Raw genomic sequence first — 26631 nt, 5'->3', positions numbered from 1 at the left:
TGCGCCGATTGCTCACAGCATAGACGAAAGTTAGCCTTATAAACACAGCTCATATTATTGCCGGTTGATATGTGGAAAATTTCTCAAACTGTCGAAATTCCTCTGGAAGAAGTCGAGATGCACGCGATGCGGTCCGGTGGCGCCGGCGGCCAGAATGTCAACAAGGTGTCCACGGCGATTCACCTGCGCTTTGACATTCAGGCCTCCAGCCTTCCCCCCGTAATAAAGGAGCGCTTACTTGGCTTGCGCGATCAGCGGATTACCGCCGATGGCGTGGTGATCATCAAGGGGCAGCGCTTCCGTACCCAGGAAAAAAACCGGGCGGATGTACTGGAGCGCTTGAGTGAGCTGATTGTCAGCGTGGCGAAAGCCCCGAAAAAGCGGGTACCCACCAAGCCCACTCGCGGCTCCAGAGAGCGTCGCTTGCAGCACAAGTCCCAGAGGGGGAAGATAAAGTCTCTGCGTGGAAAAATCACCGATCACTGAACGCTCATATATCAGAAGGAGAATTCATGCCCACCCGATACAGCGCGCGTGACCTGAAACAATTTGCCAGCGATCTGTTTGCATCAACGGGCCTCGCTCGCGTACGTGCCGATGTGATGGCGGAAACGTTTTTGCAGGCGGATCTGATGGGGTTTACTACCCATGGGTTGCACCGTGTGGCGAGCAATCTCAATTGGCTGGAAAGCGGTGCTTCACGCATTGAGGGTAACCCTCATGTACTGTCGGACCGCGGAAACTGCTTTAACTGGGATGCGGAATTCTTACCCGGTCCCTGGATTGTCAGTCTGGCCATTGACCAGGCGCTCGAGCGGGTCCAGGAACACGGCGTTGTGACCGCAACCATTCGCCGCAGCCAGCATATTGCCTGTCTGGCCGCCTACCTTCCAAAGATTATCGAGCGCAATTGCGTAGGAATTCTCACCTGCTCCACCCCCGCAGAAGAAACCGTTTCTCCACAGGGCTGTAAAACGCCCCTGTTTTCCGCCAACCCTCTCGCTTTCTGCGCGCCTGCCGCAGACTACCCCCTGTTATTTGATATCAGTATGTCGGTGACCGCCGGTGGCTATGTCGCACGTGCGGAGCGAGAAGGTAAGCAGTTGCCGGAAAGATATCTCAAAGACAGTGACGGTAAGCTGTCTGCTGATCCGGCAGTCTTTGCCGAGGGCGGTAGTATTCTGCCCGTGGGGGGAGCAGATCACGGTTACAAGGGCGCGGCTTTGTCCGCCATGTTGGAAATTCTCACCATGGGGCTTGGCGGCTATGGTCGCGCAGATGATGTGGCAGCGGATGATGAAGCCAATTCTGTATTTCTGCAGATTATCGACCCTAAAGCATTTGGCAGTGAGCAGAGCTTTCTTCGCCAGACCGCAGCACTCACCCATCTATGGGAGTCCTGTGAGACGGATGGCGGCGGGGCCCCACGGGTACCCGGCAAGCGGGCCTGGGATCTGCGTCGCGAGCAGATGGCACAGGGCGTTTCACTTTATCCCACCATCGAAGAAGATTTGCAGAAGCTTTCCAGTGAATACGCCATTCCCATGCCGGCGGTGATAGGTGACTGAAAACCATTTTCAATTTCACCACTGGTGAAATATGGGTTACCGGGATAGCTGGTAACTTACTGTTCACTGACCGGTCATTTTAGTGGCACCTTAGTGTCACTTTGCCCCCGTATGGTGCTGTCAACTACACGGCGGGGCCAAGAGATTCCGTCGACTTTTCAACGACACACTCTCTGGGGGCAATCATGGCGTCTTTGCGTCACCTATTTCCTGTATCAACTCTCACCCTGGCAGTCCTTGCCAGCACCAATATCGCCAGTGCACAGGATGCCACTGTGACAACGGAAACGACCGGGCTCGAAGAGGTGGCAGTCACCGGTCAGCGTCTGTCCCGTACGCGGGCGCTGGATATCAAGCGGGACATGCCGGTGGTAATGGAAGCCCTGGCAACCGATGACCTTGGCCGCCTGCCGGACAAGAACGCGGCGGAATCCCTGAATCGCCTGCCCGGTGTCTCCATTCTCATTGAAAAAGGTGAAGGTCGCTTCGCGTCTATTCGCGGTATCAAACCTGACTGGAACCGGGTGAACGTCAATGGCTTTGTCACCGGATCTCCGGAAAAAGATGGCAGCGGTCGCTCCATGCCGTTGGACCTTCTCGGCGGTGAGTTGTTGCAGCGCGTGGAAGTGTACAAGGCGAAGACCGCGGATATGGACGGTGAGGGCATCGGCGGCGCCATCAATATCGTGACCAAGCGCCCTCTGGAAGGCGACGAATTCAATGCAACCGCAAACCTGCGCATGGGATTGGAAGAGGCGGATCAGGAAAATCCGTACTACGACGGTAAAAACCCTCAGAACTTCGACTTGGCCGTCTCCGGAAAAATCAGTGAAAAACTGGGCTGGAACCTGGGGGCTTCTTCAACGGAACGGGAGTATCTGGCGCAGGGTATCTATCAGGACGACTGGGCCGAAGTGGATGGCCTGATGTTCCCGGAGCAGACAAAAAACAACTACTACGTGATCGGACGCGACCGCGTAACCCTGATCGGTGGCCTGGAATACCGCCTCAATGACACCACCGATATTCTCGCTCAGGGTTTTTACAGTGAATTCGAAGAGTTCCAGCACCGCAATCGATTCCGTCAGGGTATCGAGCAGGATGCGGACCTGATCGACCGTATAGAGGGTGACAGGGTGTATATGGCCGAGGGCGGCACTTATATCCGCGCTGACCTGCGCCGTGAGGATGTGGAGAAAACCCTGACCAACTTCAGTCTCGCGGGCAACACGGATCTGGATCTGTGGAAACTGGATTACGGTGTCAACCTGAGCCGCAGTGAGCTGCACGAAACCAATTCGGACTGGTCTTTCCGTCAGGACGATTCTGTGGTGATGGGCCCGGACAGTTTTGTCGTTAACGGCGATGGCGTTGTCGAGATCAATCCAGGCGCGGCCGTGCACAACGTGGCCGAGAACCTGCGCTTTGACTCGGTCGGTTATCAGAATGATCGCGCAGAGCAGGACATCCAGAGTGCGCGTTTCGATGTGGAGCGTTTGTACGACTTTGCCGGATCCGAGTCGAGCGTGAAATTCGGCCTGAAGGTGACCGCCAACGAAAAGCACTTTGATTTCGGCAATCGGGATTACGGTGTGATCCGCGATACGCTGAGTAACTATCCAGTGACCGATGGCAGCTTCCAGAACGATGTCAATGGCATGCGCCAGGACAATCTCTGGTTTGATCTCGACGCACTGAATGCACTGTATGGCAGCAACCCCGGCCTGTTTGATGCCGACAGCGGCAATGTCGCTGCCCAGCTGGGGAGCGACCGCACTGTGGAAGAGACCACCTCTGCGGCCTATGTGATGAATACCCTGCGTTTCGATCGCCTGGATGTGATTGCGGGCCTGCGCTACGAGCAGACCGATCTCGCCTCCAGTGCCTCGCAACAGGATGCGGAAGGCAACTACTCCACCGTGTCGATTGAGGGTGACAGTGATGTGCTGCTGCCGTCCCTGGTGGCCAAATATCTGATCCGCGATGACCTGATCGCCCGCGCATCTTTCACTACCAGCCTCGGGCGCCCGGATTATGCCGACCTCAGCGCCAGCTCCCAATTTGGTGTTAACGATGACGGGGACGCGGTGCTGTCCATTGGCAACCCGGACCTGTTGCCCTATGAAGCGGACAACTATGACCTATCCATGGAGTGGTACCCCAGTGAGTCCAGCGTCATCTCCCTGGCCTGGTTCCGTAAAGATATTGATAACATCATCGTCAATGATGAGCAGGTAATTGACGGCGGGGTGTATCTGGGCAGTGACTACGGTGTGGAAGAGTTAACCGTGCGCACCGTCAAAAACGCGGATACCGCAGAGATTACCGGCTACGAATTCAATCTGCAGCATCAGCTGGTCAACCTGCCCGCGCCGTTTAATGGATTGGGGGCCAGTTACTCCTACACGGATATCGACGCGACCTTCTTTGACAGTAACCTGGGGGTAAACCGCAAGCTGGAAGGGCAGCCGGAGGAAATTCAAAGCTTTACCTTTTTCTTTGAAAACTACGGTTTCTATGCGGGGCTTACTTACAACTATAACGCCTCATTCCTGACCGACCTCAACAGCCTGGAAAATGTGGCGGATGATATTGAGCAGGGTGAGTTTGGACGCTGGGATTTCCGTGCCTCTTATGCGGCAACCGACAGCTTCTCGGTCTATCTGGATATCAATAACCTGAACAATGAACCCACCACCGAATTCCAGGGGGGGGATGAGAGTATGAATACAGAATACGAATATGTTGGCTCCACCTATTACCTGGGTGCCACTTACGCCTTCTGACGTATTTGGTGGGTTAATGGGCTCTCCCTGGGAGAGCCTTTTTTTGTTTCTACATTCTGAGAAAAAAGGTTGGCATGAAATTGGCAGAGTATTTTACAGGGTCGACAAGCAACGTCAGGCTAACAAGTGTCATGCAGCTGTTGCTGCTGTGGATAGTAGCAATATCGGTTACTGCGGATGAGCGATTGCGTGCAACCACCCTGGAGACATTCGATACTTTCGATGCAAGGCAGGGAATTGCAGTGGATAAGCAATTTTTTTATGCGGTGAACAATTTCCGTATCACCAAGCACCGCAAGTCCGATGGCGCACCGATACTGCAGTGGGATGGTATCAGTGAACAGGGGCCGTTGATACATATGGATAGCGGAATGGTGTGGAAAGGAAAACTTTACGCATCCCACTCAAATTATCCAGAATGGCCAATGACCAGTTCGGTGGAAGTATGGGATACCGAGACCATGGAGCATATCGCAACCCACAGTTTTGGCATCGAGCTCGGGTCCTTTACCTGGTTGGATCGCCATAACGGTTACTGGTGGGGTGCCTTTGGAAATTACGACAAGGTACAAAAAGGGCAGGAGATCGCCTACGGTCAGACCATACGCACACAGGTAGTGAAAATGGACGAGCGTTTTCAGGTTCTTGCGCGCTGGACACTGCCGGAAAATGTACTCGAGCGCATCGCGCCAATGAGCAATTCTGGGGGCAGTTGGGGCCCGGACGGGTATCTCTATCTGACTGGTCACGATCATCCGGAAATTTATGTTATGGAACTTCCTGCGCATGGTTCTGAGCTGCGCTGGGTCGCAACAATTGAGGCACCGGAAATACACGGGCAGGGAATTGCCTGGGATCGCAGTAGTCGCCAGCGAGAGATCTGGGGGATCCGCAAGCAGGATCGCAAGGTATTCCGCATGCAGGTTCCGCTAGTGACGGCGCCAGTTGACGCCGCGATCGGCAGTCAGATACGTGGCCCCGGACAGTTCAGCCAGGATTGAACGGCGGCATCGGGGCGGGTTGTTCGACGTGTATTTTGCCGAAACGGCGCCGTTTAGGTCTACATTAGGGGGACGTGTCTTAAAAAGACCGTTTCCCAGCGACGTTAGGCGAATACACAACACGGAGAATAGCGCCGATGACCGAGTTCCTTCGACTGTCTGCACTGGAATTGCTCAAGGGGTACAAGGAAAAACAATTCTCTCCGGTTGAAGTAACCCAGGCCATGCTCTCGCAGATAGAGCGCTGTAATCCGCTGGTGAACGCCTACAACCTAGTTGATGAAGAAACCACACTCACTTTTGCAAAAGAATCTGAGCAACGCTATCAGCAGGGGAATCCTAAGGGGACTCTTGATGGAGTGCCCGTCGCCATTAAAGATGTGTTCCTCACTCCGCAGTGGCCCACCATCAAGGGCTCCAAAACCATTGACCCGAACTCTACTCTTGGCAAGGAAGCGCCGAGTGTCGCGGCACTCAATCGCCACGGCGCCGTGCCATTGGGCAAAACCACCACGCCGGAGTTTGGCTGGAAAGGGGTGACCGACAACCCGGTAGATGGCATTACCCGAAACCCGTGGAACCCGGACAAGACGGCCGGTGGCTCAAGTGGCGGCAGTGCCGCTGCAGTTCCCCTTGGAATGGGACCTTTGGCGCTGGGTACCGATGCGGGAGGCTCCATCCGGATTCCCGCCGGATTCAGCGGCCTGGTGGGGCTCAAACCAAGCTTCGGCGAGGTACCGCACTGGCCCGCGAGCCCATTCGGCACACTCGCACACGCGGGCCCCATGACCTGGACGGTGGCGGACTGTGCACTGCTGATGAACGTACTTTCTGAAGCGGACTACCGGGATACCAACGCTATTCCCCGCCGTAATATCGATTACCTCGCGGCCCTGGAAGGTGAACCGCAGGATTTGCTACGCGGTGTGCATATCGCATTCAGCGCAACTCTCGGGTATGTGCAGGTGGACCGCGAGGTGGAAGAGAAAGTGCGCGCTGCAGCGGAGTTATTGCAGTCACTTGGCGCGGAAATCACCGAAGTGGCCCCCGGCTTTGATGATCCGCTTGCGGCTTTCGGTCATCTGTTTTACGGCGGGGCCGCCAATGCTCTGCGCAATATCAGCAAAAAACAGCGCATGATCATGGACCCTCAGCTGGTTGCGGTATCTGAAAAAGCCGCGCAGCTTTCCATGCTGGATTATCTGGAGGCGGTGAACGAACGCGCTGCGTTATGTGAGCGTATGGCGGCCTTTCACGGAAAATATGATTTGTTGCTGACACCCACATTGCCGATTACGGCATTTACCGCCGGTCGCGAAGTGCCCGAGGACTGGCCTAGCACTCGCTGGCCCTCATGGACACCTTTTACTTATCCGTTCAACATGACAGGACAACCGGCTATTTCGGTTCCCTGTGGCTTTGACAGTGCCGGTCTGCCCATTGGTTTGCAGCTTGTGGGAGCGCGCTTTGATGATCGCTCGGTTCTGCGCGCGGCTCAGGCTTACCAGTTGGCAGCGCCGCTCACCGACAAGCGCCCCGAGCTCTTCTTTGCGAATTCTGCAGCAGATACCACCGAAGGGGCCGGTTCATGAGTCGCATAGATTTTGATTTTTACGAATCGGAAGATCCGGTCTGGAACCCCGCACTGTTAACGATACCGGTGCCGGGAATTCGCAAGATGGTCAATATGGCGGCGTCCATGGAGGATGTTATCCATCTGTCCATCGGGCAGCCTGATGCGCCTACACCACCCCATGTGGTTCAGGCAACGGTGGATGCTTTGAATGCGGGGCAGACTGGCTACACCATGGATGCGGGTTTGCCGGAATTGCTCGACGCACTGGCGGAATATTACGGAGAGCGTTCGGGGCGCACAATCAGCCCGGAAAATATTCTGATTACCACCGGAGCCACCGAGGCAATTTATCTGGCACTGACCGCTGTCTCCGCGCCAGGTCGTGAATTCATCGTGCCTGACCCCTCATTTATGTTGTATGCGCCATTGATTCGTATGAATGGTGGGGAAGTAAAATACATTCCCACGCGGGCGGAAAACAATCATCAGCTGGACCCGCAGGAAGTTATCGATGCGATCGACACCAATACCCACGCCATTATTCTGAATTCTCCGAGCAACCCCACCGGCACGGTTTATCCGCGGGAAACCGTGGAAACCATTGTGCAGGAAGCGGCCTACCGTGGAATTTATGTGATCAGCGACGAGGTATACGATCATCTGATCTACGACGAGCGCGGCCTCGACAGTTACGCCAGTGTACTGTCCTGCTGTTCGGATCTGGATCATGTCATGGTCATGAGCAGTTTTTCCAAAACGTTCAGTATGGCGGGTATGCGGGTCGGCTGGTTGATTGCGAGTCAGGGCGCCATCCGCAAGTTGCGCCGCTACCATATGTTCACGACAACGGTGGCTAACACCCCGTGCCAGTGGGGAGGCGTGGCCGCTCTGAAGGGAGACCGAAGCTTTGTCAAAGATACGGTGAATACCTACAAAAAACGCCGCAATCGCCTGGTGGAACTGGTAGATGAAACGCCGTTTCTGGAAGGCTATGTACCGGAAGGTGCTTTCTATATGTTTCCCGCATTGCCCGAAGGGGTAAATGGCAACAATGTGGCACTGCGGCTGCTCCGGGAAACCGGCGTGTGCACGATTGCCGGTGATACCTTTGGAGATAGCTGTCGCAATGCCTTGCGGTTCAGTTACGCCACCTCCATCGAAAATATCGAGCGCGCTTTCGAGCGGATTATTCCGTGGATGGAAAAGCAGGATTTTGGCTGAGCAGAGATATTCGGCCGAGCCGAGTGTCGTCGACCCGCCCGCAAGCTTTTTCTTATGGCTTGCCGGGGCGGTTTCATGACGCCATTTTTATTTTTTGCATTGAATATTGATGCGACCCCTTAATTGCCCTACTCTGGTGCAGCTTCAATCCAGAAAACAATAATGAGATTTGGGTCACGATAGAATTTCGTGACGAAGTACAAAGCGATCTATCGGTCCCGATTTCATAAAAATAATAGGACGGGTAATTATGCGAGAATTCAGAACCAAGGCACTGACCCTGGCAGTAATGGCGGCAGCGGCACTGCCGGTATCACCGGCGTTTTCCCAGGAGCAGGGCGATCCCGCAAGCAGTGATCACGGGGTGATGGAAGAGGTCATCACCACGGGCACCCGCAAAGAGGGGGTGTCTCCTACCGAGACTCTTTCACCGGTGGATGTGCTCGGCGGCAGTAAATTTTCCGCTCAGGGCAGTTTTGATCTCACCGAGTCCCTGGCCAAAGTGGCACCATCGTTCAATACCCAGCGTTTTCCCATTGCCGATGGCACCGCGTTCATTCGTCCGGTGACACTGCGCAACCTTTCTCCGGATCAGACTCTGGTTCTGGTCAATGGCACCCGCCGTCACCGCTCTGCACTGGTGAACCTGCAGCTGGCACCGCTGGGCACCACAAATCAGGGTGCGCAGGCGGTGGACTTTGCGGCGCTGCCTTCCATGGCCATCGAGCGTGTTGAAGTGCTGCGCGACGGTGCTTCCGCACAGTACGGCTCTGACGCCATTGCCGGTGTGGTCAACGTGATTCTGAAAGACGACGCAGAGGGCATCGCGCTTTCCGCTCAGACCGGTGAATACTTCGACGGTGACGGTGCCCGTACCACGCTGGCGGCGAACGGCGGTTTTGCTTTGGGCGACCAGGGTTTTGTTAACGCCACCATCGAACATTCCACCGCCGACAAAACCTGGCGCGGTGCTGCGCGTCCGGATGCGGTTGCGGTCGCTGAAGAGGTCGGTGTGGAAAACGTACCGCTGGATGGACTCGGTCAGCGCTGGGGTGACCCGGAAGTGGAAGCGCTCAAGTTCTTCGTAAACACGGGCTTCGAGCTGAATGACGCCACCGAGCTGTACGGCAACCTGGGATATTCCAAAAACGAGACCATTTCCGATTTCTTCTACCGCGGCCCGGTACTGGATCCGTCTGCAGAATTCACCGCCCGTGAAACATTGCAGGCAGACGCAGACGGCGACTATATGCCGGACGATGCCCCCCAGTCTCTGGTGGACGATATTATTGCCCAGGGCCTGAACCCGGCAGACTATCTGGTGGCGGATAGCAGTAGCGATAGTGGCTTCGTACTGCGTAACCCCATCTACACCCAGTTCCCCGGTGGCTATAACCCGGCCTTCGGTGCGGATATTACGGATTTCTCTGCAGTGGTTGGTGCCCGTGGTGAATGGGCCAACGGTATCAGCTGGGACCTGCGTGCGCGCAGTGCCGAGAACGAGGTTTCCTACGTTCTGGAAAACTCCATCAACCCGAGCCTGGGGATCAATTCCCCGCTCACTTTCAATCCCGGCACACTCACCCAGTCCGAGACCAGCGTAAATGCGGACTTTGTAAAACCTATCGACGTTACCGCATTCGCCTCACCGCTGAATCTCGCATTTGGTATGGAGTGGCGGGATGAAACCTACGAGATCGGTGCCGGTGACGAGGCCTCCATTGCCGTGGGCCCGACCGCCTCGGTGTTCGGTGTTGGCTCCGATGGTTTCCAGGGTTTCCCGGTGGAGGCGGCCGGTGAGTACAGCAGTGTAAGTACCGCGGCCTATGTGGATCTGGAGGCGGATGTTACCGACAAGTTGCTGCTGGGTGCGGCGCTACGTTTTGAAAACTTTGAAGAGTTCGGCTCCACCTTCGACTGGAAACTGTCTGCCCGCTACGACTTCACCGAAAACTTTGCCCTGCGCGGCACCGCGAATACCGGCTTCCGTGCGCCAACCCCGGGGCAGGTGAATACCCTGAACGTGACGACCACTTCAGATGCGGATGGCAATCTGATTCCAAACGGCACCTATCCGGTGAATCACCCGGTGGCAATGGCGCTGGGGGCCAAGGAGCTGACACCGGAAGAGTCCACCAGCTTTACCCTGGGTGCGGTGTGGAGTCCGCTGGATAACACCAGTGTGACCATCGATTACTACAACATTGAGATTGAAGACCGCCTGGCACTGCGCAACAACACCATTGGTGATGCAGAAGTGGCGCTGCTGGAAAATGCCGGTGTAGCCAATGCGTCCCTGCTGAATGGCAGTAACGCCAACTATTTCGTCAATGCCTTTGATTCCGATGTTTCTGGTATTGATCTGGCGGTCACCAGTGATTTTGATGTGGCCGGTGGCCTTCTGGTGATGGACCTGCGTCATAACCACAATCAACAGAAGGTGGACAAGGTTGCCCCGGACACCATCAATCAGTCCCGGGTCTTTGATCTGGAAAACCAGGTGCCCAGCGATCGTACCACCCTGACCTTCGATTACGACTCCGGTGACCTGTTCAACGGCTACCTGCGTTTTAATCGTTACAGCGGTTGGGAGAGCACTTTCGGTCTGTTCGGCCCCGGTGATGCTTCCGATGCTTCTGCTTACGGCAGTGAGATCCTGGTCGACCTCGAAGCGACGATTACTCTGGCGGAGAACTACAAGCTCTCCCTGGGTGGCGAGAATATCTTCGATGTGCGCCCGGATGATGAAGCGGACCCGACACTGCAGTTTCTCGGTGTGCGCCAGTCACTGACCTCACCGTTTGGTTTCAATGGTGGTTTCTGGTATCTGAGAGCCAGCGCGGAATTCTGATTCCGTTACAATTTCATTGACGGTAAACAGGCCTCCCTCGGGAGGCCTGTTTTGTTAAGGGTTTCAGTGAAAGCTACGTACGTGCTGGATTTCTTTCCAGACAATACCGTCGAGCTTTTTCCCGATCAGATGGATCACAGAAAATTGCTGCTGTTTCGCGTCCCGGCTGATCTGCAGGTTGCCTTCAATCAATAGAATTTTTCCGCTGAGAATTTCCTTGCGGTAGCGCTCCTGTACCTGCTGCCACAGAACCACATTGATTACACCGGTCTCATCCTCCAGGGTCAGAAACAGCACACCGGCCGCACTGCCTGGGCGCTGTCGGCAGGTGACCAGACCGAGCACCCGTATTCTGTCGCCATCCCTGCGCCTTTCCAGATCGCAGGCGCGGACAAGATTGTTAAAGCGCTTCTGCCTGCGCAGCAGTGCCACCGGGTGTTCGCGCAGGGTCAGGCCGGTACTCTGATAATCGCTGTAGATATTGTCTTCCTGGCTGGTCTCCGGCTGATGTTGTGGCGGGGTCGCGTGCTCCAGTTGTGTGTTCAGTGCCTGCCAGGTGCTGTGGAAACGGTTCTCGCCAATACTGTAAAAACAGTTGGCATGGGCGAGGATGGCGCTCTGCTGTTGGGGGATATCGACCCGTTGGGCAAAGTCCTGCAGTGACTGGAAGTTGCCCTGAACTCGCTCTGTCTCAATAGTTTCCACGGTTTCTTCGGCCAACCCTTTTACCAGGCGCAAGCCCAGGCGGATGGCGGGGGCCACCGGAGTTTTGCCATCGGTACCCTTTGTGCCATCGGCCAGCGCCAGGCTGTGGTGCCAGCTGCTGTGATTCACATCCAGCGGTAGCACCTTCACATTGTGACGTTGGGCGTCGTATACCAGTTGCGCCGGGGCGTAAAACCCCATGGGTTGGCTGTTCAATAGCCCGCTGTAGAAAGCGGCGGGGTGGTGGCATTTGATCCACGCGGAAAAGTAGGCGAGCAGGCCGAAGCTGGCGGAGTGGGATTCCGGAAAACCGTAAGAGCCGAAACCTTTCATCTGCTCGAACAGCCGCTCTGCAAGGCTGTGCTCGTAGCCATTGGCCAGCATGCCGTTGATTAGTTTTTCACGAAACTGCAGCAGGTTGCCGTTCTTGCCCCAGCTGGCCATGGCGCGGCGCAGGGCATCCGCCTCACCGCCGCTGAAGCCGGCGGCCACCATAGAGAGCTTGATCACCTGCTCCTGGAAAATCGGCACACCCAAGGTGCGCTCCAGTACCGGGCGCAGGTTTTCATGGGGGTAGTTGACGGGCTCGAGTTTCTGCTTGCGGCGCAGATAGGGGTGCACCATGCCTCCCTGAATCGGGCCCGGGCGCACGATGGCAATTTCTATTACCAGCTCGTAAAAGGTCTGCGGCTGCAGGCGCGGCAGCATGCTCATCTGCGCGCGGGATTCGATCTGGAATACCCCCACGGTATCCGCGCGGCACATCATTGCATACACCGCCGGGTCGTCGGCGGGAATATCCTGCAGGCGCATGCGCTTGCCGTACAGTGCCATATAGCTAAGGGACTTGCGCAGGGCGGTGAGCATGCCGAGGGCGAGAATATCCACCTTCATCAGCTTCAGGTCTTCGATATCTTCCTTGTCCCACTGAATGATGGTGCGGTCATCCATGGCCGCATTTTCGATGGGCACCAGCTGGCTCAGCGGCAGCTCGGTAATCACAAAGCCGCCCACATGCTGGGACAGGTGGCGGGGGAAACCGTAAATCTGCTCCAGTAGCCTGGGCAGCATGCGCCCGGCTACGCTCTCTGGAGCGATGCCAACCTTTTTCATCTGCTGTGGAAAATCCTCCAGCTTGTCCCACCAGCTGCGTTCCGCCTGCAACTGTTCAATAACTGCTGCCCCGAGCCCCAGTGCCTTGCCGATATCCCGCAGTGCACTTTTAAAACGATAGGTGATTTTGGTGGCTGCGAGCCCGGCGCGCTCGCGGCCGTACTTGCGGTAGATGTACTGGATGATTTCCTCGCGCCGCTCGTGCTCGAAGTCCACATCGATATCCGGCGGTTCATTGCGTTCGCGGGAAATAAACCGTTCGAACAACAGGCCGATCTTGTGTGGATCAATCTCGGTGATAAACAGGCAGTAACACACCACCGAGTTGGCCGCGGAACCGCGCCCCTGGTAGAGGATGTGCTGTTTGCGCGCGTACTGGACGATGTCGTAAATGGTGAGGAAATAGTGCTCGTACTGAAGCTCGGCGATCAACGCCAGCTCGGTTTCGATTTGCTGACGAATATGCGCTGCTGGCCCATGAGGCCAACGGATCGGGATACCGGTTTCCACCAGGTCTCGCAGGTAGTCACTGGCACTTTTGTTTTGCGCAACTACTTCTGACGGGTAGTGGTATTGCAGTTCTTTCAGACTGAAGGTGCATTGCTCAGCAATTTTCAGTGTGTTGTCGATGGCACTCTGTGGATAAAGTGCAGTGATTTCCGGCAGGCTGCGCAGGTAGCGTTCCGCATTTTGCTGCAGGCGGTAGCCCAGCTGGTCCAGGGTACAGTTGTGGTAGTTTGCGTTCAATACATCCTGCAGTGGTTTGCGGCTACGGTTGTGCATAAGTACCGCGTTGGTAGCAACCAGCGGTAGCCGCTGGGATCTGGCAAAAGCCAGTAGCTTGTGCAGCCTCTGGTTTTCACTAGGGAGCAGGTGATGGCTCAGGGCGATAGAGAGCCGCCCGCCGAAATGTTGTTTCAGCGTATCGGGAAGTGTGAAGGGCTCGCTGCCTGGAAGCCACAGGCACAGTGCATGTTTGCAGTGATTGAGGAGGTCCTGAATAAACGTCCGGTACTGGCCTTTTTCGGCGCGCAGGCGCGAAGTGGAAATCAGCTGGCAGATTTCGCTGTAGGCAAGCCTGTCCGGTGCGAGTAAAACCACTTGCTGCGATTCTTCCTCCAGGCGAAAGAAACTGCCACAAATCAGCTTTAACTGACTGCCCTCGGCTTGAAGTTTCTCCAACTCTGCATAAGCCCGCACCACCCCCGCCATGGAGCATTCATCGGTAATCGCAATTGCGCAATAACCGAGTTGATGTGCGGCCGCAATCAGCTCCTGTGGATGCGAGGCACCCTGTAGAAATGAAAAGTTACTCTGACAAAAAAGTTCGGCGTACTGCATACCGATAAATATCCGATACGTCATACCGGTGTATTCCGGTATCAGTTGCTCGGTGGATTCGTTGGCCTCCTGTAACCTGGATCCCGGATCAAGTCCGGGATGACGAGGTGAATGGTTGAAGTGTTTACGTGAAACCCCATCGCTCGTCATGCCAGCGTAGGCCGGTATCCAGTTGCTCGGTGGTCGTTAGACTCCTGCAGCTGGATCCCGGATCAAGTCCGGGATGACGAGGTGAATAGTCGGAGTGTTTACGTGAAACCCCATCGCCTGTCATGCCGGCGTAGGCCGGTATCCAGTTGCTCGGTGGTCGTTAGACTCCTGCAGCTGGATCCCGGATCAAGTCCGGGATGACGAGGTGAATGGTTGAAGTGTTTACGTGAAACCCCATCGCCTGTCATGCCGGCGTAGGCCGGCATCCAATTGCTCGGTGGTCGTTAGGCTCCTGCAGCTGGATCCCGGATCAAGTCCGGGATGACGGGGGCGATTAGAGGATGTCGTAGTACAGATCTCGCCACTCTGGATTGCTACTTTCAATCAGGTTCAGCTTCCAGCTTCGCCGCCAGTTCTTTATCGCTTTCTCTTTTCGAATGGCACTTTCCATCGTGTCATGTAGCTCGTACCATGCAAGGTTTTTCACTCCATACTCCCGAGTGAAACCTTCGACAACGCCTTCCTTGTGTTGCCAGATACGCTGCACAAGGTTGGATGTAACACCCGTATAAAGTGTGCCATTACGCTGGTTTGCAAGAAGGTAAACACAGGGTTGTGTTAACCCAGTCATGAATAAACCCCGTGCAGATACCAGTCCTCTGACGCCAGATCCTGGTATACCCAGTAGAGACTGCCGTGGGCGCCGCGGGCGATGTAGTAATCGCGGGCGTGGCGGCGGTGTTGCCACCAGTAGCCGTCGATGCGTTCCGGACCCTGCAGCAAATGCAGCTCGCCGTCGTAAAACAGTTTGTGATCGCGCTGCTGGATGCGGTCGGGCCGCGGCAACAGCCAATTGGGGCGGGGCGCATTCACGGGCGTGAGCTGGTGGCTGCGGGATTTACTCTGCAGGGTGAGGCTGTCGGCGTTTTGCCAGGCTTGTTCCGGCAGGTAGCTTTCCTTGAGGGTGACGCCGGAGAGGGCCTGGTGCCCGAGGCGGGCCTTGAGCTTGTCGATCAGCTGGTAGCTTTCGTGCAGCTTGCTGTCCTCGTCAAAAAAATCCTCCCGCAGGCTGTGACTTTCAATGGGACGCAACTGCTGGCACTTGAGGGTCAATGCCTGCACCGGCTCTTTCAGTTCTACCCGTTCAAACTGTAATTTTGTCAGTGCGATCAGGCGTTGGGGGTCGAGCAGCGGGCGGGAGATATCCACATGGACCTGCTGGTGACCGCGGCTGCCGTAATCCAGAACCCAGCACAACTGCTGACTGTATAACTGCCGACGCTGCAACTGCCGGCACAGCTCACGCACCAGACGGCCGGCGGGGAATAGCAGTTGCTCACTGTTATCCAGTGGGCTCGGGAAAAACAGCTCGCTGTGAAATTCTGCCGGCGGCTCGAAGCTAGGTACCGGATCCGGGCGGGTGCCGTTCAGGCGGGCGAGGTAGTCGATGAATCCGCGACCGAAGCGACTGCCCACCTCCGACAGTGGAATTGCCAGCAACTGGCTGACGCGCTTGATACCGCAGGCATACAGCTTGGCGATGGCCTTGTGATTACAATCGAGCAGTTTGCTGGGGGCGAAGCTGATCCACTGGCGCCACTGTTGAGGGGCCGGGGCGGTTTTGGCTTCTGCCAGCCACTGGCGGTGTTCCGGCAACTGGCTGAGCAGGTGTGCGGCGCTGGGGCTGTGGCCCAGGCCCATAAAATGATGGATGCGCATCTTGCGCAGCTCTTTGCCCAGTTGTTGCAGCAGGGGCGCCAGGCCGTGGTGTGCCTTGAGGCTGCCACTGATTTCCAGATACAGGCAGGCGAAATTGTTGTCTGCCTGGTTCTGTTCGCGCTCGGCGTTGCGTGGGGAAACCACCGGGGTAAAGCTGTAGGCCCACTGGGCCAGTTGCTGTAACAGCTGTTCTTCCCGCTGCGGGTCCCGCTCCAGCAATTGCAGTTCGGCGCAGTAGGTGCAGGCGGTGGCGATGCTGAGTCCGGGTTCCACATTGTGGGCATTGGCCGCGGGGTTGGCTTCAATGATGAGACTGTTCTGGGCCACGGCCACCGCGGCACTGTCACCGGCGCGGTGGGCGCGGGTCAAGGCTTCCAGGGGAAGTTTGGGGAGCTGGATGCAGAGCCAGAGCATGTTGGGATCTCCTGTCGGAGCCTGGTTAATTGGTAGATGCGCTGCGCTTATCTACCCTACGGCCTTGTTGCTGGTGGCCGTTTGTAGGGTGGATAAGCGCAGCGCATCCACCAGGGGCACGCCGTTGATTCAGTGCAGCGGCTGGTCTCGCCGCACCAGGTCCGGGTTGCGCGCCAGATGCACGCGCTGGCCGGACTTGCCACTCAGTTGTTTGAACAGGTGCAGCGCCAGCTGCTCGCCGTCGCTCTTCAGTTGCAGGCGCAGTGCTGCCGGAGACGGGGTTTGTGCACAGGAGCCGGGGCGGAAGTGGAAGTGCAGGCAGTCGCCATCGCGGGCGGCTATCTGCAGCCGACGCAGGTCTTTGTCGGCCGGGGCTTCCCTGTTCTGCCACTGGATCAGCGCACCGCAGGCGCCGGATTGCAGGGACTGCTCTGCCGCCCACAGCTGATCCCGCTGTCCTCTGGGGTGCAGGATCAGCAGTTTCTCCAGTTGCACGCCGGCCTGTACCAGTGCCGGGGCGTAGGGGATATGCGGCGGGTTGATCAGGATCACCATGCGCCCCTGACGGGTGAGTTCCGCGAGGGTCGGCAGGATCAGTGACATCTCGCCGATACCAGCCTTGTCGACCAAAAACTCCGTGCTGGCCGCGCGGGGCCATCCGTGCCCGACCAGCAAGGCATCCAGCCCGCGGTAGCCGGTACTGATTCCGGTGCGGGGACGGCGCTGGCCACTGGCCAGTTGCCAGATGTCCGGGCGGGTCAGCAGTTGCTGCAGCGGCTCGTCACTGGCCTGCTTGGCTGGCTGATCACCTAACTGCTTGTTTTGCAAAAAGTTTTCGGCGCTGTTCACGATCGGCTCGCTCCACACGGGTGGTCTGATAGGGCTTTGCTGTATGGGTATACAGCGTCTACTGGTAATTTATACAGTAGTCGTCCAGTGTCGGCAAGCCCGCACCAAGTCTGTGTGCGTCAAATTCGACACGCCTCTGTGGCACTTTTTTGAACAAGGTAAAACGGCTATGATTCGGCCTCTTCAAATGACCGCCAGAAATGGACCAATACCAGATAAGCGAGGGGACAGGGTGAGCATCAAATCCGATAAGTGGATTCGTCGTATGGCTGAGAATGAAGGCATGATCGAGCCCTTCGAACCGGGCCAGGTACGCCACGGGGCCTCCGGCGATCGCCTGATCTCCTACGGCACCTCCAGTTACGGCTACGATGTGCGCTGTGCCAACGAGTTCAAAATCTTCACCAACGTGCACTCCGCCACCGTGGACCCGAAGGCGTTTGATGAAGACAGCTTCGTGGATGTGCAGGGCGACTACTGTGTCATCCCGCCCAACTCTTTCGCCCTGGCGCGCACCGTGGAGTACTTCCGCATCCCGCGTTCGGTGCTGACCATCTGCCTGGGCAAGTCCACCTACGCCCGCTGCGGCATCATCGTGAATGTGACGCCGCTGGAGCCGGAGTGGGAAGGGCATGTGACCCTGGAATTCTCCAACACCACCAACCTGCCGGCGAAGATCTACGCGAATGAAGGCGTGGCACAGATGCTGTTCTTCGAATCCGATGAAATCTGCGATGTGTCGTATAAAGACCGCGGTGGTAAATACCAGGGCCAGCGCGGCGTTACTCTGCCGAAGACCTGATCCTTAGACCACCAGCAAATGACAGACCTTCCCACCCAGGCCGATGTACTGATCATCGGCGCCGGCGCCGCCGGCCTGATGTGTGCCGCGGTGGCGGGCAAGCGTGGCCGCAGCGTGCTGGTGCTGGACCACGCCAACAAGGTCGGCAAAAAGATCCTGATGTCCGGCGGCGGTCGCTGCAACTTCACCAACCTGTACACGGCGCCGGACAACTTCTACAGCGAAAATCCGCACTTCTGTAAATCCGCCCTGGCCCGCTATACCCAGTGGGACTTTATTGCCCTGGTGGAAAAACACGGCATTCCGTATCACGAGAAAACCCTCGGCCAGCTGTTCTGCGATAACAAATCCCGCGACATCGTGGATCTGCTGCTGGCGGAGTGCCGCGAAGCGAAAGCCCAGATTCGCACCCGCTGTGAGATCCAGCGTGTTGAGCCTCTTAATGAAGAGGGTGCGAAAGGCTTTGAGGTGCACACCTCTCTTGGCAAAGTGGTGTGTGAATCCCTGGTAGTCGCCACCGGCGGCCTGTCGATCCCCACCATGGGCGCCACCGGATTTGGCTACGACCTCGCCAAGCAGTTCGGCCACAACATTATTCCCACTCGCGCCGCACTGGTGCCTTTCACATTGAACAAGCGTGCACTGGCGCGGCAGCAGGAATTACCCGGGACCTCACTGGCAGTGAATGCCAGCTGTGCCGAGGGCCATTTCCACGAGCAGATGCTGTTTACCCACAAGGGCCTGAGTGGCCCGGCGGTGTTACAGATCTCCAGCCACTGGAAAGAGGGGATGCCGGTCAGCTTCAACCTCGCACCGGGGCTGGATCTGTCCGGGTGGCTCTGTGAGCAGCGCGGCAAAAAGCAGGAGAGCTTTCTGCATACGGTGCTGGCGGAGTTGTGGAGCAAAAAGCTGGTACAGTTTTTCCTGCAGAGAAATGGCCTGGAAAGCAAACCACTCAAGCAGTACAGCGAACAGGCGCTAAAGGATGTAGGCGAAAAGCTGCAGATCTGGACGCTGATCCCCGAGGGCACGGAAGGCTACCGCACCGCAGAAGTCACCCTTGGTGGCGTGGATACCAATGAGGTGTCATCCCGGAGTATGCAAAGTATGAAGCAAGCGGGGCTCTACTTTATTGGTGAAGTGCTCGACGTGACAGGCTGGTTGGGCGGGTTTAACTTTCAATGGGCCTGGGCGTCTGCCCACGCGGCTGGCGGGGAGGTCTGATGGGTGACGTGCTGCCATTTAAGCGGAAAACCGCTTGGGAAAAACACAAGGGTAGCAGTTTGTGCCGCGAGGGTTTTCACAAGTGGAAGGTGGTGACCGAGCGCAAGTTTGATGTGAAACAGGGGAAGCTGGTAACGGAATATCGCTGCCAGCGCTGTGGAAAAACGAAAACAGAGCTCGTGTAGTCAATCGTCATACCGGCGAATGCCGGTATCCAGTTGTGCAGAGACTTTGTGCTCTCTTGCCACCCTCTTGCTGCTGGACCCCGGAACGCGTCCGGGATGACGATATTCTAAATTGGACGGTTACTGTGGTTTTTGTCCCTCTGGTGCAGCAACCCCCATCTCTTCCAGCAGATTATCTGCGTGGTCGACGTTTTCCATCACCCACAGCATATATTCCACATCTACGTGAATCGCGCGGGTATTGTCATTGAAGTCCCAGTCCGCGTTGATGCTGTCGTAGGTGCCATCAAATACCAGGCCGATAAATTCACCCTTACCGTTCATGGTGGCGGAGCCTGAATTACCGCCGGTGATGTCTACGGTGGTGAGGAAGTTCACCGGAACGGAGTCCAGGTTTTCATCATAGAAACGGCCGTACTCCTTGTTTTTGATCGCGTCCAGTTGTGCCTGGGGTGCATCGAAGGGGTCTTCACCGGTGTACTTGGCCTCGATACCGCGCAGGGTCGTGAAAGGCACAAAGCCGTCCTTGCCATCGTTGCCGTCAGCTGCGCCTTTGATGGTGCCTGCGGGCGGGGTGTAGCCTTTTACCAGACCGTAGGTGAGGCGCAGGGAGCTGTTGGCATCCGGGTAAACCGGTTTGCCCTGCTCGTTGTAATAGGCAATCAGCAGGTCCATATACTGCGGGCGCAGTTCGGCAAAACGGCCGGCCATGGTTTTCTCATGCTGTTCTATCGCGAGCCGGTCGTCATAGGTGGCTACCGCCAGCTGGATGAACGGATCATCGCTGTTGCGGAAGTCTTCCGGTGATTTTTCCATCCACGCGAGGCGGGTTTCGGTATCTGTGAGCCCGGTTTCTTCGTACATGGCAGAAAGCTTGCTCTGCAGAGCGTCGCCACTCAATTCCCCATCAAAGAAATTGTCGAAACTTTCCAGGTGCTGATCCTGGGGCAGGGCGTTATAGCGCTCGAGGAAGTAGGTCCAGATGGCCTGGTCCACACTTGGCTCAAAGCTCCGTTCGATGCGTTTCATGCTCTCGCTAAAACGGGTCATGTCGCGCTCCTGGTAACCGGGTTCACGCTCCATGTTCGGCTTTTGTTTCTCGAGGCTGAGACGGTAGAGGCGCTGTGCGCTACTCAGCATGGCCGAGCGGTTCATGTAGCCCAGCAGCAGATCGCGCTCCTGAGTGGATTGCTCTTCGGCGATTAACTGTTTCAGGTCCGCGATGACCGAAGCGTACTTCTTCTTGGATTCCGGATTGGCTTCGATCCAGGCCTGCAGATCTTTTTCCAGCTGCTGCTTGCGCTGTAGCAGATCGCTGCGCTCGTAGCCTTCCATCATACCGGTGAAATTTTTCGCGTAGTTATTGAGGCCGGCAACCAGGCTTGCGTACTTGAGCGCGGCATCCTTGTTGTCCTCGGTGGCTGAGCCGATCACCTCAGACCACTCCGCCAGCACTTTCTGCATGGTGGGGTAATACCAGCTGAAATTGTTGCTGACTTCTTCCGCGGTGCGGTAGCGGTTGGTGCGCCCCGGGTAGCCCGCAACCATCACGAAATCGCCTTCTTTCGGCCCTTCGGTAGCGACGGTCAGGTGGTGCTTGGGTTTGTAAGGCACATTGTCTTTGGAGAAGTCGGCAGGTTTTCCGTCCGGGCCCACATAGGCGCGGAGGAAGGAGTAGTCGCCGGTATGACGCGGCCACATCCAGTTGTCGATGTCGCCACCGAATTTGCCGATGGAGGCCGCTGGCGCGTGTACCAGGCGCACATCGCGAATGGCCAGCTGCTTGACCAGGTAGTAGCTGGCGCCGCCGTAATAGCTGTAGACCTCGCAGCGGTGACCCGGGTCGGATTCACACTCGGCCACCAGCGCTTTTTCCGCATCTTCGATGGCTTTGAAGCGGGTGGCGCCGTCCATGTCATCGCTGAGTTTGCTGTTGATCTTGTCCGTAACTTCGTTCATGTCCACGGTGACATAGATACGCGACCCCGGTGCGGCAGGCACCTCCTCTTCCAGGGTTTTGGCGAGGAAGCCGTTGGCCAACAGGTCGTTGTCTTCGGTGGAGTTGTAGGAAATGGAGCCGTAGGCGCAGTGGTGGTTGGTGGCGACCAGGCCCTGCGGGGAGACGAAGCTTGCGGAGCAGCCACCCAGGCTCACCACGGCATTCATCGGGAATTTGGTCAGATCCGTCATGGTTTTCGGATCCAGCTCCAGGCCGAGGCCTTTGAGTTTGTCACCGATTTCCGGTAGCTGGCGCGGCATCCACATGCCTTCGGTGGAGACGGTCTCGGCTACAGGGGCACTCTTCTCGGTGCTAGCCTCTGCGGAAGAGGCATCTTCCTCTGTGGGTTTGCCACAGGCGGTGAGCAGGGCAATGGATAGCGCCAGCCCGAATTTTTGTGTGAGCTTTATGTTGTTCACTGTCATTCCTTCAGCGGATTTATCAGGATCGTTTTTGTGGTTATTGGGGGATCTTCCCGGCTGCACAAAAAATGGTCGGCCACAGAGGTGGCCTGCCCTACATACTGCCATAGATCCTTAGGCACAAAAATTGATCGTGCGCCCAGAGGAGCCGATACCGGGCCAGGTTTGTTCCAGTGTAGAATCCAGCGGGAAACGGATGGAAGTTTTTGGGGCAAACATGCTTGATAAGCAGGATCTGGTCGATATCGCACGCACGGAAATGCCCTTTGGCAAGTATGCAGGGCGTGTACTGATTGATCTGCCTGAAGAGTATCTGCTGTGGTTTGCCAGAAAAGCTTTCCCCGAGGGGCGGCTTGGCTACCTGATGGCGCTGACCCTTGAAATAAAGGTCGAAGGACTGGAGGGATTGGTAAAACCGCTAAAAAAACAGTGAGCTCCTGAGGAGCCCACTGTCTGAGTCTGATTAACGGTAGACCCGACGACCGCGGCTGTCATAGTAGTAATGCTTTTTCTTCTCGCGATCGTAAAGCCAGCCACCAGCACCACCTAACGCAGCACCAACAGCGGCACCGCCAATATCACCGCCGGTCACCAGTGCTCCGGTCACCGCACCAATACCGATACCGGTACCTACCCGGCGATCCGTGTCACTCATATTGGCACAGCCGGCAGTCGTTAGGGAGAGCGCCAGGGCACATGTTACACCGGCGCGTTTTAGTGTCTGGAATTGCATAAATACTCCGCTTGTACTTGCTCTGACATAGCGCTTGGAGTGTATGGTGCCGGCATCCGGCTCCCAACTGAAATTCGCAGGGGGTCAGTGTTTTTTGTGCCACTGATCGTCGTCGCCTTTCTCGTACTTTTCCCTCACCGCAGACCAGGCCACTGCGTGAGCGACTTCTTCCCGGCTTTTGTCTCCCCTCCGGTCGTCGGGGTCCGCATATTGGTCCCACGCGCTATTGAAAGCGGATTGGTAAATATCCTGGGCGTGTGGGGGCAGCACACTTCTGACATTGTCGGGCAGTTCTGAGCGGCTGTCGTAGGGCATGGTTGACTTCCTCAATGGATGGATAGCGCGAGTGTAGGATTACCAAGTACCGGCCAGTAACCCCGGATGTCAGGGGGTGGTGGTTAGGAAGTGATGGGGAAGACTGAACCGGGAAGAAGGTAGGTAGACAATGTATTCATTAAAAGCAGTCAGAGCCCGATGTGTGAAAAAGACTTGGGAGCAGCCCGAGCCACTCTACACTGGTATCAGTCCCGGGAAGACTCCCCCATCGCAAGACGAGGTGGAGTGCCAACAACAAGCGGTCCGTAACTAGGACTGAACATGACCGTAAATAGGCCCACAGCGGGTGACCACTGATCTGAGATTGATGGATTTCAGCGAGTGAACGAGCGGGAAGTTTCAGTCAGCTTGATTGGGGAAATGGGGTGAAGCGGTCGACAGCGTTCGGCCGCTTTTCTTTTCCTGTACCTTCTTTCTTCATTCCCGCAGGTCGCAGAAGCGAAAAATACCGCCAGAAACGCAATCTTCTGTGTGACTTACCTCTCAGGACTGCCTTAGGGGGCTGGTCAAGGGAAGGGTCCGGGGGTATTGTGAAAGAGTAATGACACCGCTGTCATGATTTCATGAAGAATGACAGCGGTGTCATGGCGAAAAGAGGTACTGTTAAAGAAATAACAAAGAAGTACCGGTATCCAGATATTACTGAATGCCGTTCAATCGGGGGCAGCGCTGCCCGTTGAGGTAAGACGGACATTACACCGCTGCTCTCATTGATAGATCCTGATCAATAAAAGATAACGACAAGGTGAACATCAATGAAAGGGCTCACTCCCAGTCCCTGGCGCCGCGCGCTCCTTGCGCTCGGTCTCGCCACCAGCTCCACCGCCATTGCCGCACCCGGCGCCCCCACCATCGAGTGGATGGAAACCAGCTTTGCCATCATCGAGGTGGACGATGCGGCCACAGCCTACGAGCAGCTGATTACGGTAAACGACTACGCAGAAGTACCGGTTGAGTGGACCAAATGGTCCGGTGATCCGGCCACGACGGCGCAGTATCTGCTCAACGGGCAGGTGGTGCTGGAGCAGACCGTTACTGGCGGCGATACGCAAACTGGCTCCGCGACTCTGCAGATTGCCGAGGGCGGTCAGTACTCACTGCAGGTTGCACTGTGTAATGACGATGGCTGTGCGACTTCCGCAGCCACCGATATTGTGGTTGCGGACACCGATGGCAGTCACCTGGACCCGCTGACCATTACCGCTGGCGAGAATAACCAGCCGTACGAAAACACCAGTAATTCCGTAGTGGGTACCTACTTTGTGGAGTGGGGCGTTTACGGGCGCAAATTCTCCGTGGACATGATGCCGTCCTACAACCTGACCCACATCATCTACGGCTTTATTCCGATCTGTGGTGGTGACGGTATCAATGACAGCCTGAAGGAAATCGAAGGCTCTTTCCAGGCGCTGCAGCGTTCCTGTTCCGGTCGTGAAGACTTCAAAGTATCTCTGCACGACCCATTCGCTGCAGTGCAGAAGTCGCAAACCGGCCAGACTTACTCCGACCCGTATAAGGGTAATTTCGGTCAGCTGATGGCACTGAAGCAGGCCTATCCGGACCTGAAAATCCTGCCTTCCATTGGTGGCTGGACACTGTCAGACCCCTTCTACTTCTTCGGCGATGCGGCCAAGCGTCAGACTTTCGTAGACTCGGTCGAAGAATTCATGCGCACCTGGAAATTCTTCGACGGTGTGGATATCGACTGGGAATACCCGGGCGGCCAGGGCGCCAACCCGAATCTGGGCGATCCTGCCACCGATGGCGAAACCTATCGCCTGCTGATGCGCGACCTGCGCGCCATGCTCGATGGGCTCGAGCAGGAAACCGGTCGTGAATACCAGCTCACTTCAGCCATTGGTGCTGGCTCCGACAAGATCGAAGATGTGGACTACGCCGATGTACAGCAGTACATGGATTACATCTTCATGATGACCTACGACTTCTATGGTGGTTGGAGCAACGAGGTGCTTGGACACCAGGCGGCACTGTACGCTCCGGCCTGGCGCCCGGATACCGACTACACCACCCACAATGGCGTCCAGAACATGCTGAGCCTCGGTGTTGATCCCGGCAAGCTGGTGGTGGGTGCGGCCATGTACGGTCGCGGCTGGACCGGTGTATCCGGGTGGACCGGCAACGACCACATGACCGGTACTGCAAGCGGTATGGTCAATGGCACCTGGGAAGCGGGCGTCGTGGACTATCGCGATGTAGCAGAGCGTATAGCTACCGGCGAGTGGGAGGAGTACTACGACGAAACCGCCGAAGCGCCTTACATCTTCAAGCCGAGCACCGGTGACCTGATTACCTACGATAACCGCCGTTCGGTATTGGCCAAGGGCGCTTATGTCCAGGCCAACAACCTGGCGGGCCTGTTCTCTTGGGAAATCGACGCGGACAACGGTGACATCCTCAATGCCATGCACGAAGGCCTGGGACACGGCGGCGGTCAAAACAACCGTGCTCCGACGGCGCGGGCCGGTGGCGACCAGTCTGTGGATGGTGGTGCTAGTGTCACCCTGAATGGCAGCAGCTCCAGTGACCTCGACGGTGACCCGCTTACCTACAGCTGGGCGCAGGTTTCCGGTGCCAGTGTGAGCCTGCAGAACGCCAGCAGCGTTTCCGCCAGCTTCACTGCGCCTTCCGTTACTGCCGACGAAGATCTGGTGTTTGAGTTGACCGTCACCGACGACAGCGGCGCCAGTGATACCGATCAGGTAGTGGTCACGGTACTTGCCGACCAGCCGAATCAGGCGCCGAGTGCCGACGCAGGGGCCGATCAGATCGTTATCACCCCAGCCACCGTTACGCTTAACGGTAGCGCTTCCAGCGACCCGGATGGCGACGCTCTTACCTACAGCTGGAGCCAGGTTTCCGGAACGCCGGTAACCCTGAGCAGTGCTTCTGCGGCCAACCCGAGCTTCTCCGCTGCGGAAGTGTCTGCAGAGCAGGAACTGGTATTCGAGCTGAGCGTCAGCGACGGTTCTCTGAGTGACGATACCCCGGACCAGGTCAGCATCTTCCTGCTGCCACCGGACGCCAACACGCCTCCGGAGGTCACTGCTCCGGCCCAGGTCACCATCCAGGAAGGCGCTACTGACTCGATTACTGCAGTGGGCACCGATGCCGATGGCGACACGCTGACCTACACCTGGAGTGGTATGGAAAGCGGTACCGGCGACACCATCACAATCACCGCACCGCAGGTAGAAGCCGATACTGACTTCACCCTGACGGTAACCGTGAGTGATGGTATCGACAGTGCCAGCGCCAATGTCACCGTGACCGTAACCAACAGCACCGGTGGTGGCGGTTGTGAAATGACCGACCCGAATGCGGGTAACTACCCGGCCTGGCAGTCCGGCAGCACCTACCTCGGTGGTGATGAGGTCAGCCACGACGATCTGGTATGGGAAGCCAAGTACTGGACCCAGCAGGAGCCGGGCTTCAGCGCCGCGGACTGGAAGCTGATCAGCGACGTGGAAGTGCCCTGGAATGCCAGCACTGCCTACAACGGCGGTGACGAGGTCAACCACGATGGCAAGCGCTACCGCGCCAAGTGGTGGACCCAGGGGCAGGAGCCGAGCACGTCTTCCGACTGGGAAGAGATTGGCGATGCCACTTGTAACTAAG

19 protein-coding genes are annotated in these 26631 nt (G+C 56.8%); 12 read left to right on the top strand and 7 right to left on the bottom strand.

What is annotated here, in order from left to right:
* Positions 1-69: 69 nt before the first annotated feature.
* The 7 genes from arfB to AAFH99_RS13995 all read left to right on the top strand — a co-directional run bounded on the left by arfB (position 70) and on the right by AAFH99_RS13995 (position 11003).
* Entirely contained in the window at positions 70-486 is a 417-nt protein-coding gene (gene arfB / locus AAFH99_RS14025) for an alternative ribosome rescue aminoacyl-tRNA hydrolase ArfB (protein ID WP_043318662.1), read from the top strand.
* A 26-nt stretch (positions 487-512) separates the two neighbouring features.
* Positions 513-1568 (top strand): Ldh family oxidoreductase, encoded by a 1056-nt coding sequence (locus tag AAFH99_RS14020; RefSeq protein WP_043318660.1) that lies wholly within the window; start codon positions 513-515, stop codon positions 1566-1568.
* Positions 1569-1753: 185 nt separating this feature from the next.
* Positions 1754-4354 carry a TonB-dependent receptor gene (locus AAFH99_RS14015; RefSeq protein ID WP_043318657.1) on the top strand — a complete coding sequence of 867 codons (2601 nt, stop codon included), beginning with the start codon at positions 1754-1756 and terminating at the stop codon, positions 4352-4354.
* 131 nt (positions 4355-4485) lie between these two features.
* The gene (locus AAFH99_RS14010) at positions 4486-5355 is read left to right on the top strand and encodes a hypothetical protein (RefSeq protein ID WP_406828016.1); all 870 of its coding nucleotides are present in this window, start codon (positions 4486-4488) and stop codon (positions 5353-5355) included.
* 137 nt (positions 5356-5492) lie between these two features.
* Complete coding sequence (locus AAFH99_RS14005; protein WP_406828015.1) at positions 5493-6947, top strand: amidase; 1455 nt, start codon at positions 5493-5495, stop codon at positions 6945-6947.
* Positions 6944-8152, top strand: a complete 1209-nt coding sequence (locus AAFH99_RS14000) for a pyridoxal phosphate-dependent aminotransferase (RefSeq protein ID WP_043318655.1) — start codon at positions 6944-6946, stop codon at positions 8150-8152. Before AAFH99_RS14005 ends, AAFH99_RS14000 begins: the two co-directional genes overlap by 4 nt.
* 250 nt (positions 8153-8402) lie before the next feature.
* On the top strand, positions 8403-11003 hold the full coding sequence (locus AAFH99_RS13995; protein ID WP_406828014.1) for a TonB-dependent receptor plug domain-containing protein: 2601 nt from the start codon (positions 8403-8405) through the stop codon (positions 11001-11003).
* 63 nt (positions 11004-11066) lie between these two features.
* Here the strand turns inward: AAFH99_RS13995 and AAFH99_RS13990 are convergent, their stop codons facing one another.
* From AAFH99_RS13990 to imuA, 4 genes are all read right to left on the bottom strand, one after another.
* Positions 11067-14162, bottom strand: a complete 3096-nt coding sequence (locus tag AAFH99_RS13990; RefSeq protein ID WP_406829184.1) for an error-prone DNA polymerase — start codon at positions 14160-14162, stop codon at positions 11067-11069.
* A 484-nt stretch (positions 14163-14646) separates the two neighbouring features.
* Positions 14647-14943: a GIY-YIG nuclease family protein gene (locus AAFH99_RS13985; protein WP_043318650.1), complete on the bottom strand. Its 297-nt coding sequence runs from the start codon at positions 14941-14943 to the stop codon at positions 14647-14649.
* Entirely contained in the window at positions 14940-16445 is a 1506-nt protein-coding gene (locus AAFH99_RS13980; RefSeq protein WP_406828013.1) for a Y-family DNA polymerase, read from the bottom strand. Before AAFH99_RS13980 ends, AAFH99_RS13985 begins: the two co-directional genes overlap by 4 nt.
* A 129-nt stretch (positions 16446-16574) precedes the next feature.
* Positions 16575-17294 (bottom strand): translesion DNA synthesis-associated protein ImuA, encoded by a 720-nt coding sequence (gene imuA / locus AAFH99_RS13975; RefSeq protein WP_043320235.1) that lies wholly within the window; start codon positions 17292-17294, stop codon positions 16575-16577.
* Between the two features lie 232 nt (positions 17295-17526).
* On the opposite strand from imuA, the gene dcd reads away from it, so the two are divergent.
* From dcd to AAFH99_RS13960, 3 genes are read left to right on the top strand one after another with little or no spacing between them, the layout of a single operon-like run.
* Complete coding sequence (gene dcd, locus AAFH99_RS13970; RefSeq protein ID WP_043318646.1) at positions 17527-18096, top strand: dCTP deaminase; 570 nt, start codon at positions 17527-17529, stop codon at positions 18094-18096.
* 18 nt (positions 18097-18114) lie between these two features.
* Positions 18115-19320 (top strand): NAD(P)/FAD-dependent oxidoreductase, encoded by a 1206-nt coding sequence (locus tag AAFH99_RS13965; RefSeq protein WP_043318644.1) that lies wholly within the window; start codon positions 18115-18117, stop codon positions 19318-19320.
* Entirely contained in the window at positions 19320-19505 is a 186-nt protein-coding gene (locus AAFH99_RS13960) for a hypothetical protein (RefSeq protein ID WP_043318642.1), read from the top strand. Before AAFH99_RS13965 ends, AAFH99_RS13960 begins: the two co-directional genes overlap by 1 nt.
* A 120-nt stretch (positions 19506-19625) precedes the next feature.
* Here the strand turns inward: AAFH99_RS13960 and AAFH99_RS13955 are convergent, their stop codons facing one another.
* Complete coding sequence (locus AAFH99_RS13955; protein WP_406828012.1) at positions 19626-21923, bottom strand: S46 family peptidase; 2298 nt, start codon at positions 21921-21923, stop codon at positions 19626-19628.
* 220 nt (positions 21924-22143) lie between these two features.
* Here AAFH99_RS13955 and AAFH99_RS13950 point away from each other — a divergent pair, with 220 nt between their 5' ends.
* A complete protein-coding gene (locus AAFH99_RS13950) occupies positions 22144-22359 on the top strand; it encodes a DUF3820 family protein (protein ID WP_043320233.1) in 216 nt (71 codons plus the stop codon).
* 30 nt (positions 22360-22389) lie between these two features.
* On the opposite strand, the gene AAFH99_RS13945 is transcribed toward AAFH99_RS13950, so the two are convergent.
* Positions 22390-22659, bottom strand: coding sequence for a glycine zipper domain-containing protein (locus tag AAFH99_RS13945; RefSeq protein ID WP_043318639.1), 270 nt, complete (start codon positions 22657-22659; stop codon positions 22390-22392).
* Between the two features lie 84 nt (positions 22660-22743).
* On the bottom strand, positions 22744-22974 hold the full coding sequence (gene chaB, locus AAFH99_RS13940) for a putative cation transport regulator ChaB (RefSeq protein ID WP_255874216.1): 231 nt from the start codon (positions 22972-22974) through the stop codon (positions 22744-22746).
* Between the two features lie 776 nt (positions 22975-23750).
* Here chaB and AAFH99_RS13935 point away from each other — a divergent pair.
* On the top strand, positions 23751-26630 hold the full coding sequence (locus AAFH99_RS13935) for a glycosyl hydrolase family 18 protein (RefSeq protein ID WP_406828011.1): 2880 nt from the start codon (positions 23751-23753) through the stop codon (positions 26628-26630).
* Position 26631 lies beyond the last annotated feature (1 nt).

The organism is Microbulbifer sp. ARAS458-1, assembly GCF_045348205.1.
Classification (GTDB): Bacteria; Pseudomonadota; Gammaproteobacteria; order Pseudomonadales; family Cellvibrionaceae; genus Microbulbifer.
The sequence above is the reverse complement of the archived record's forward strand: the minus strand, read 5'-3'. Positions and strand labels throughout refer to the sequence as shown.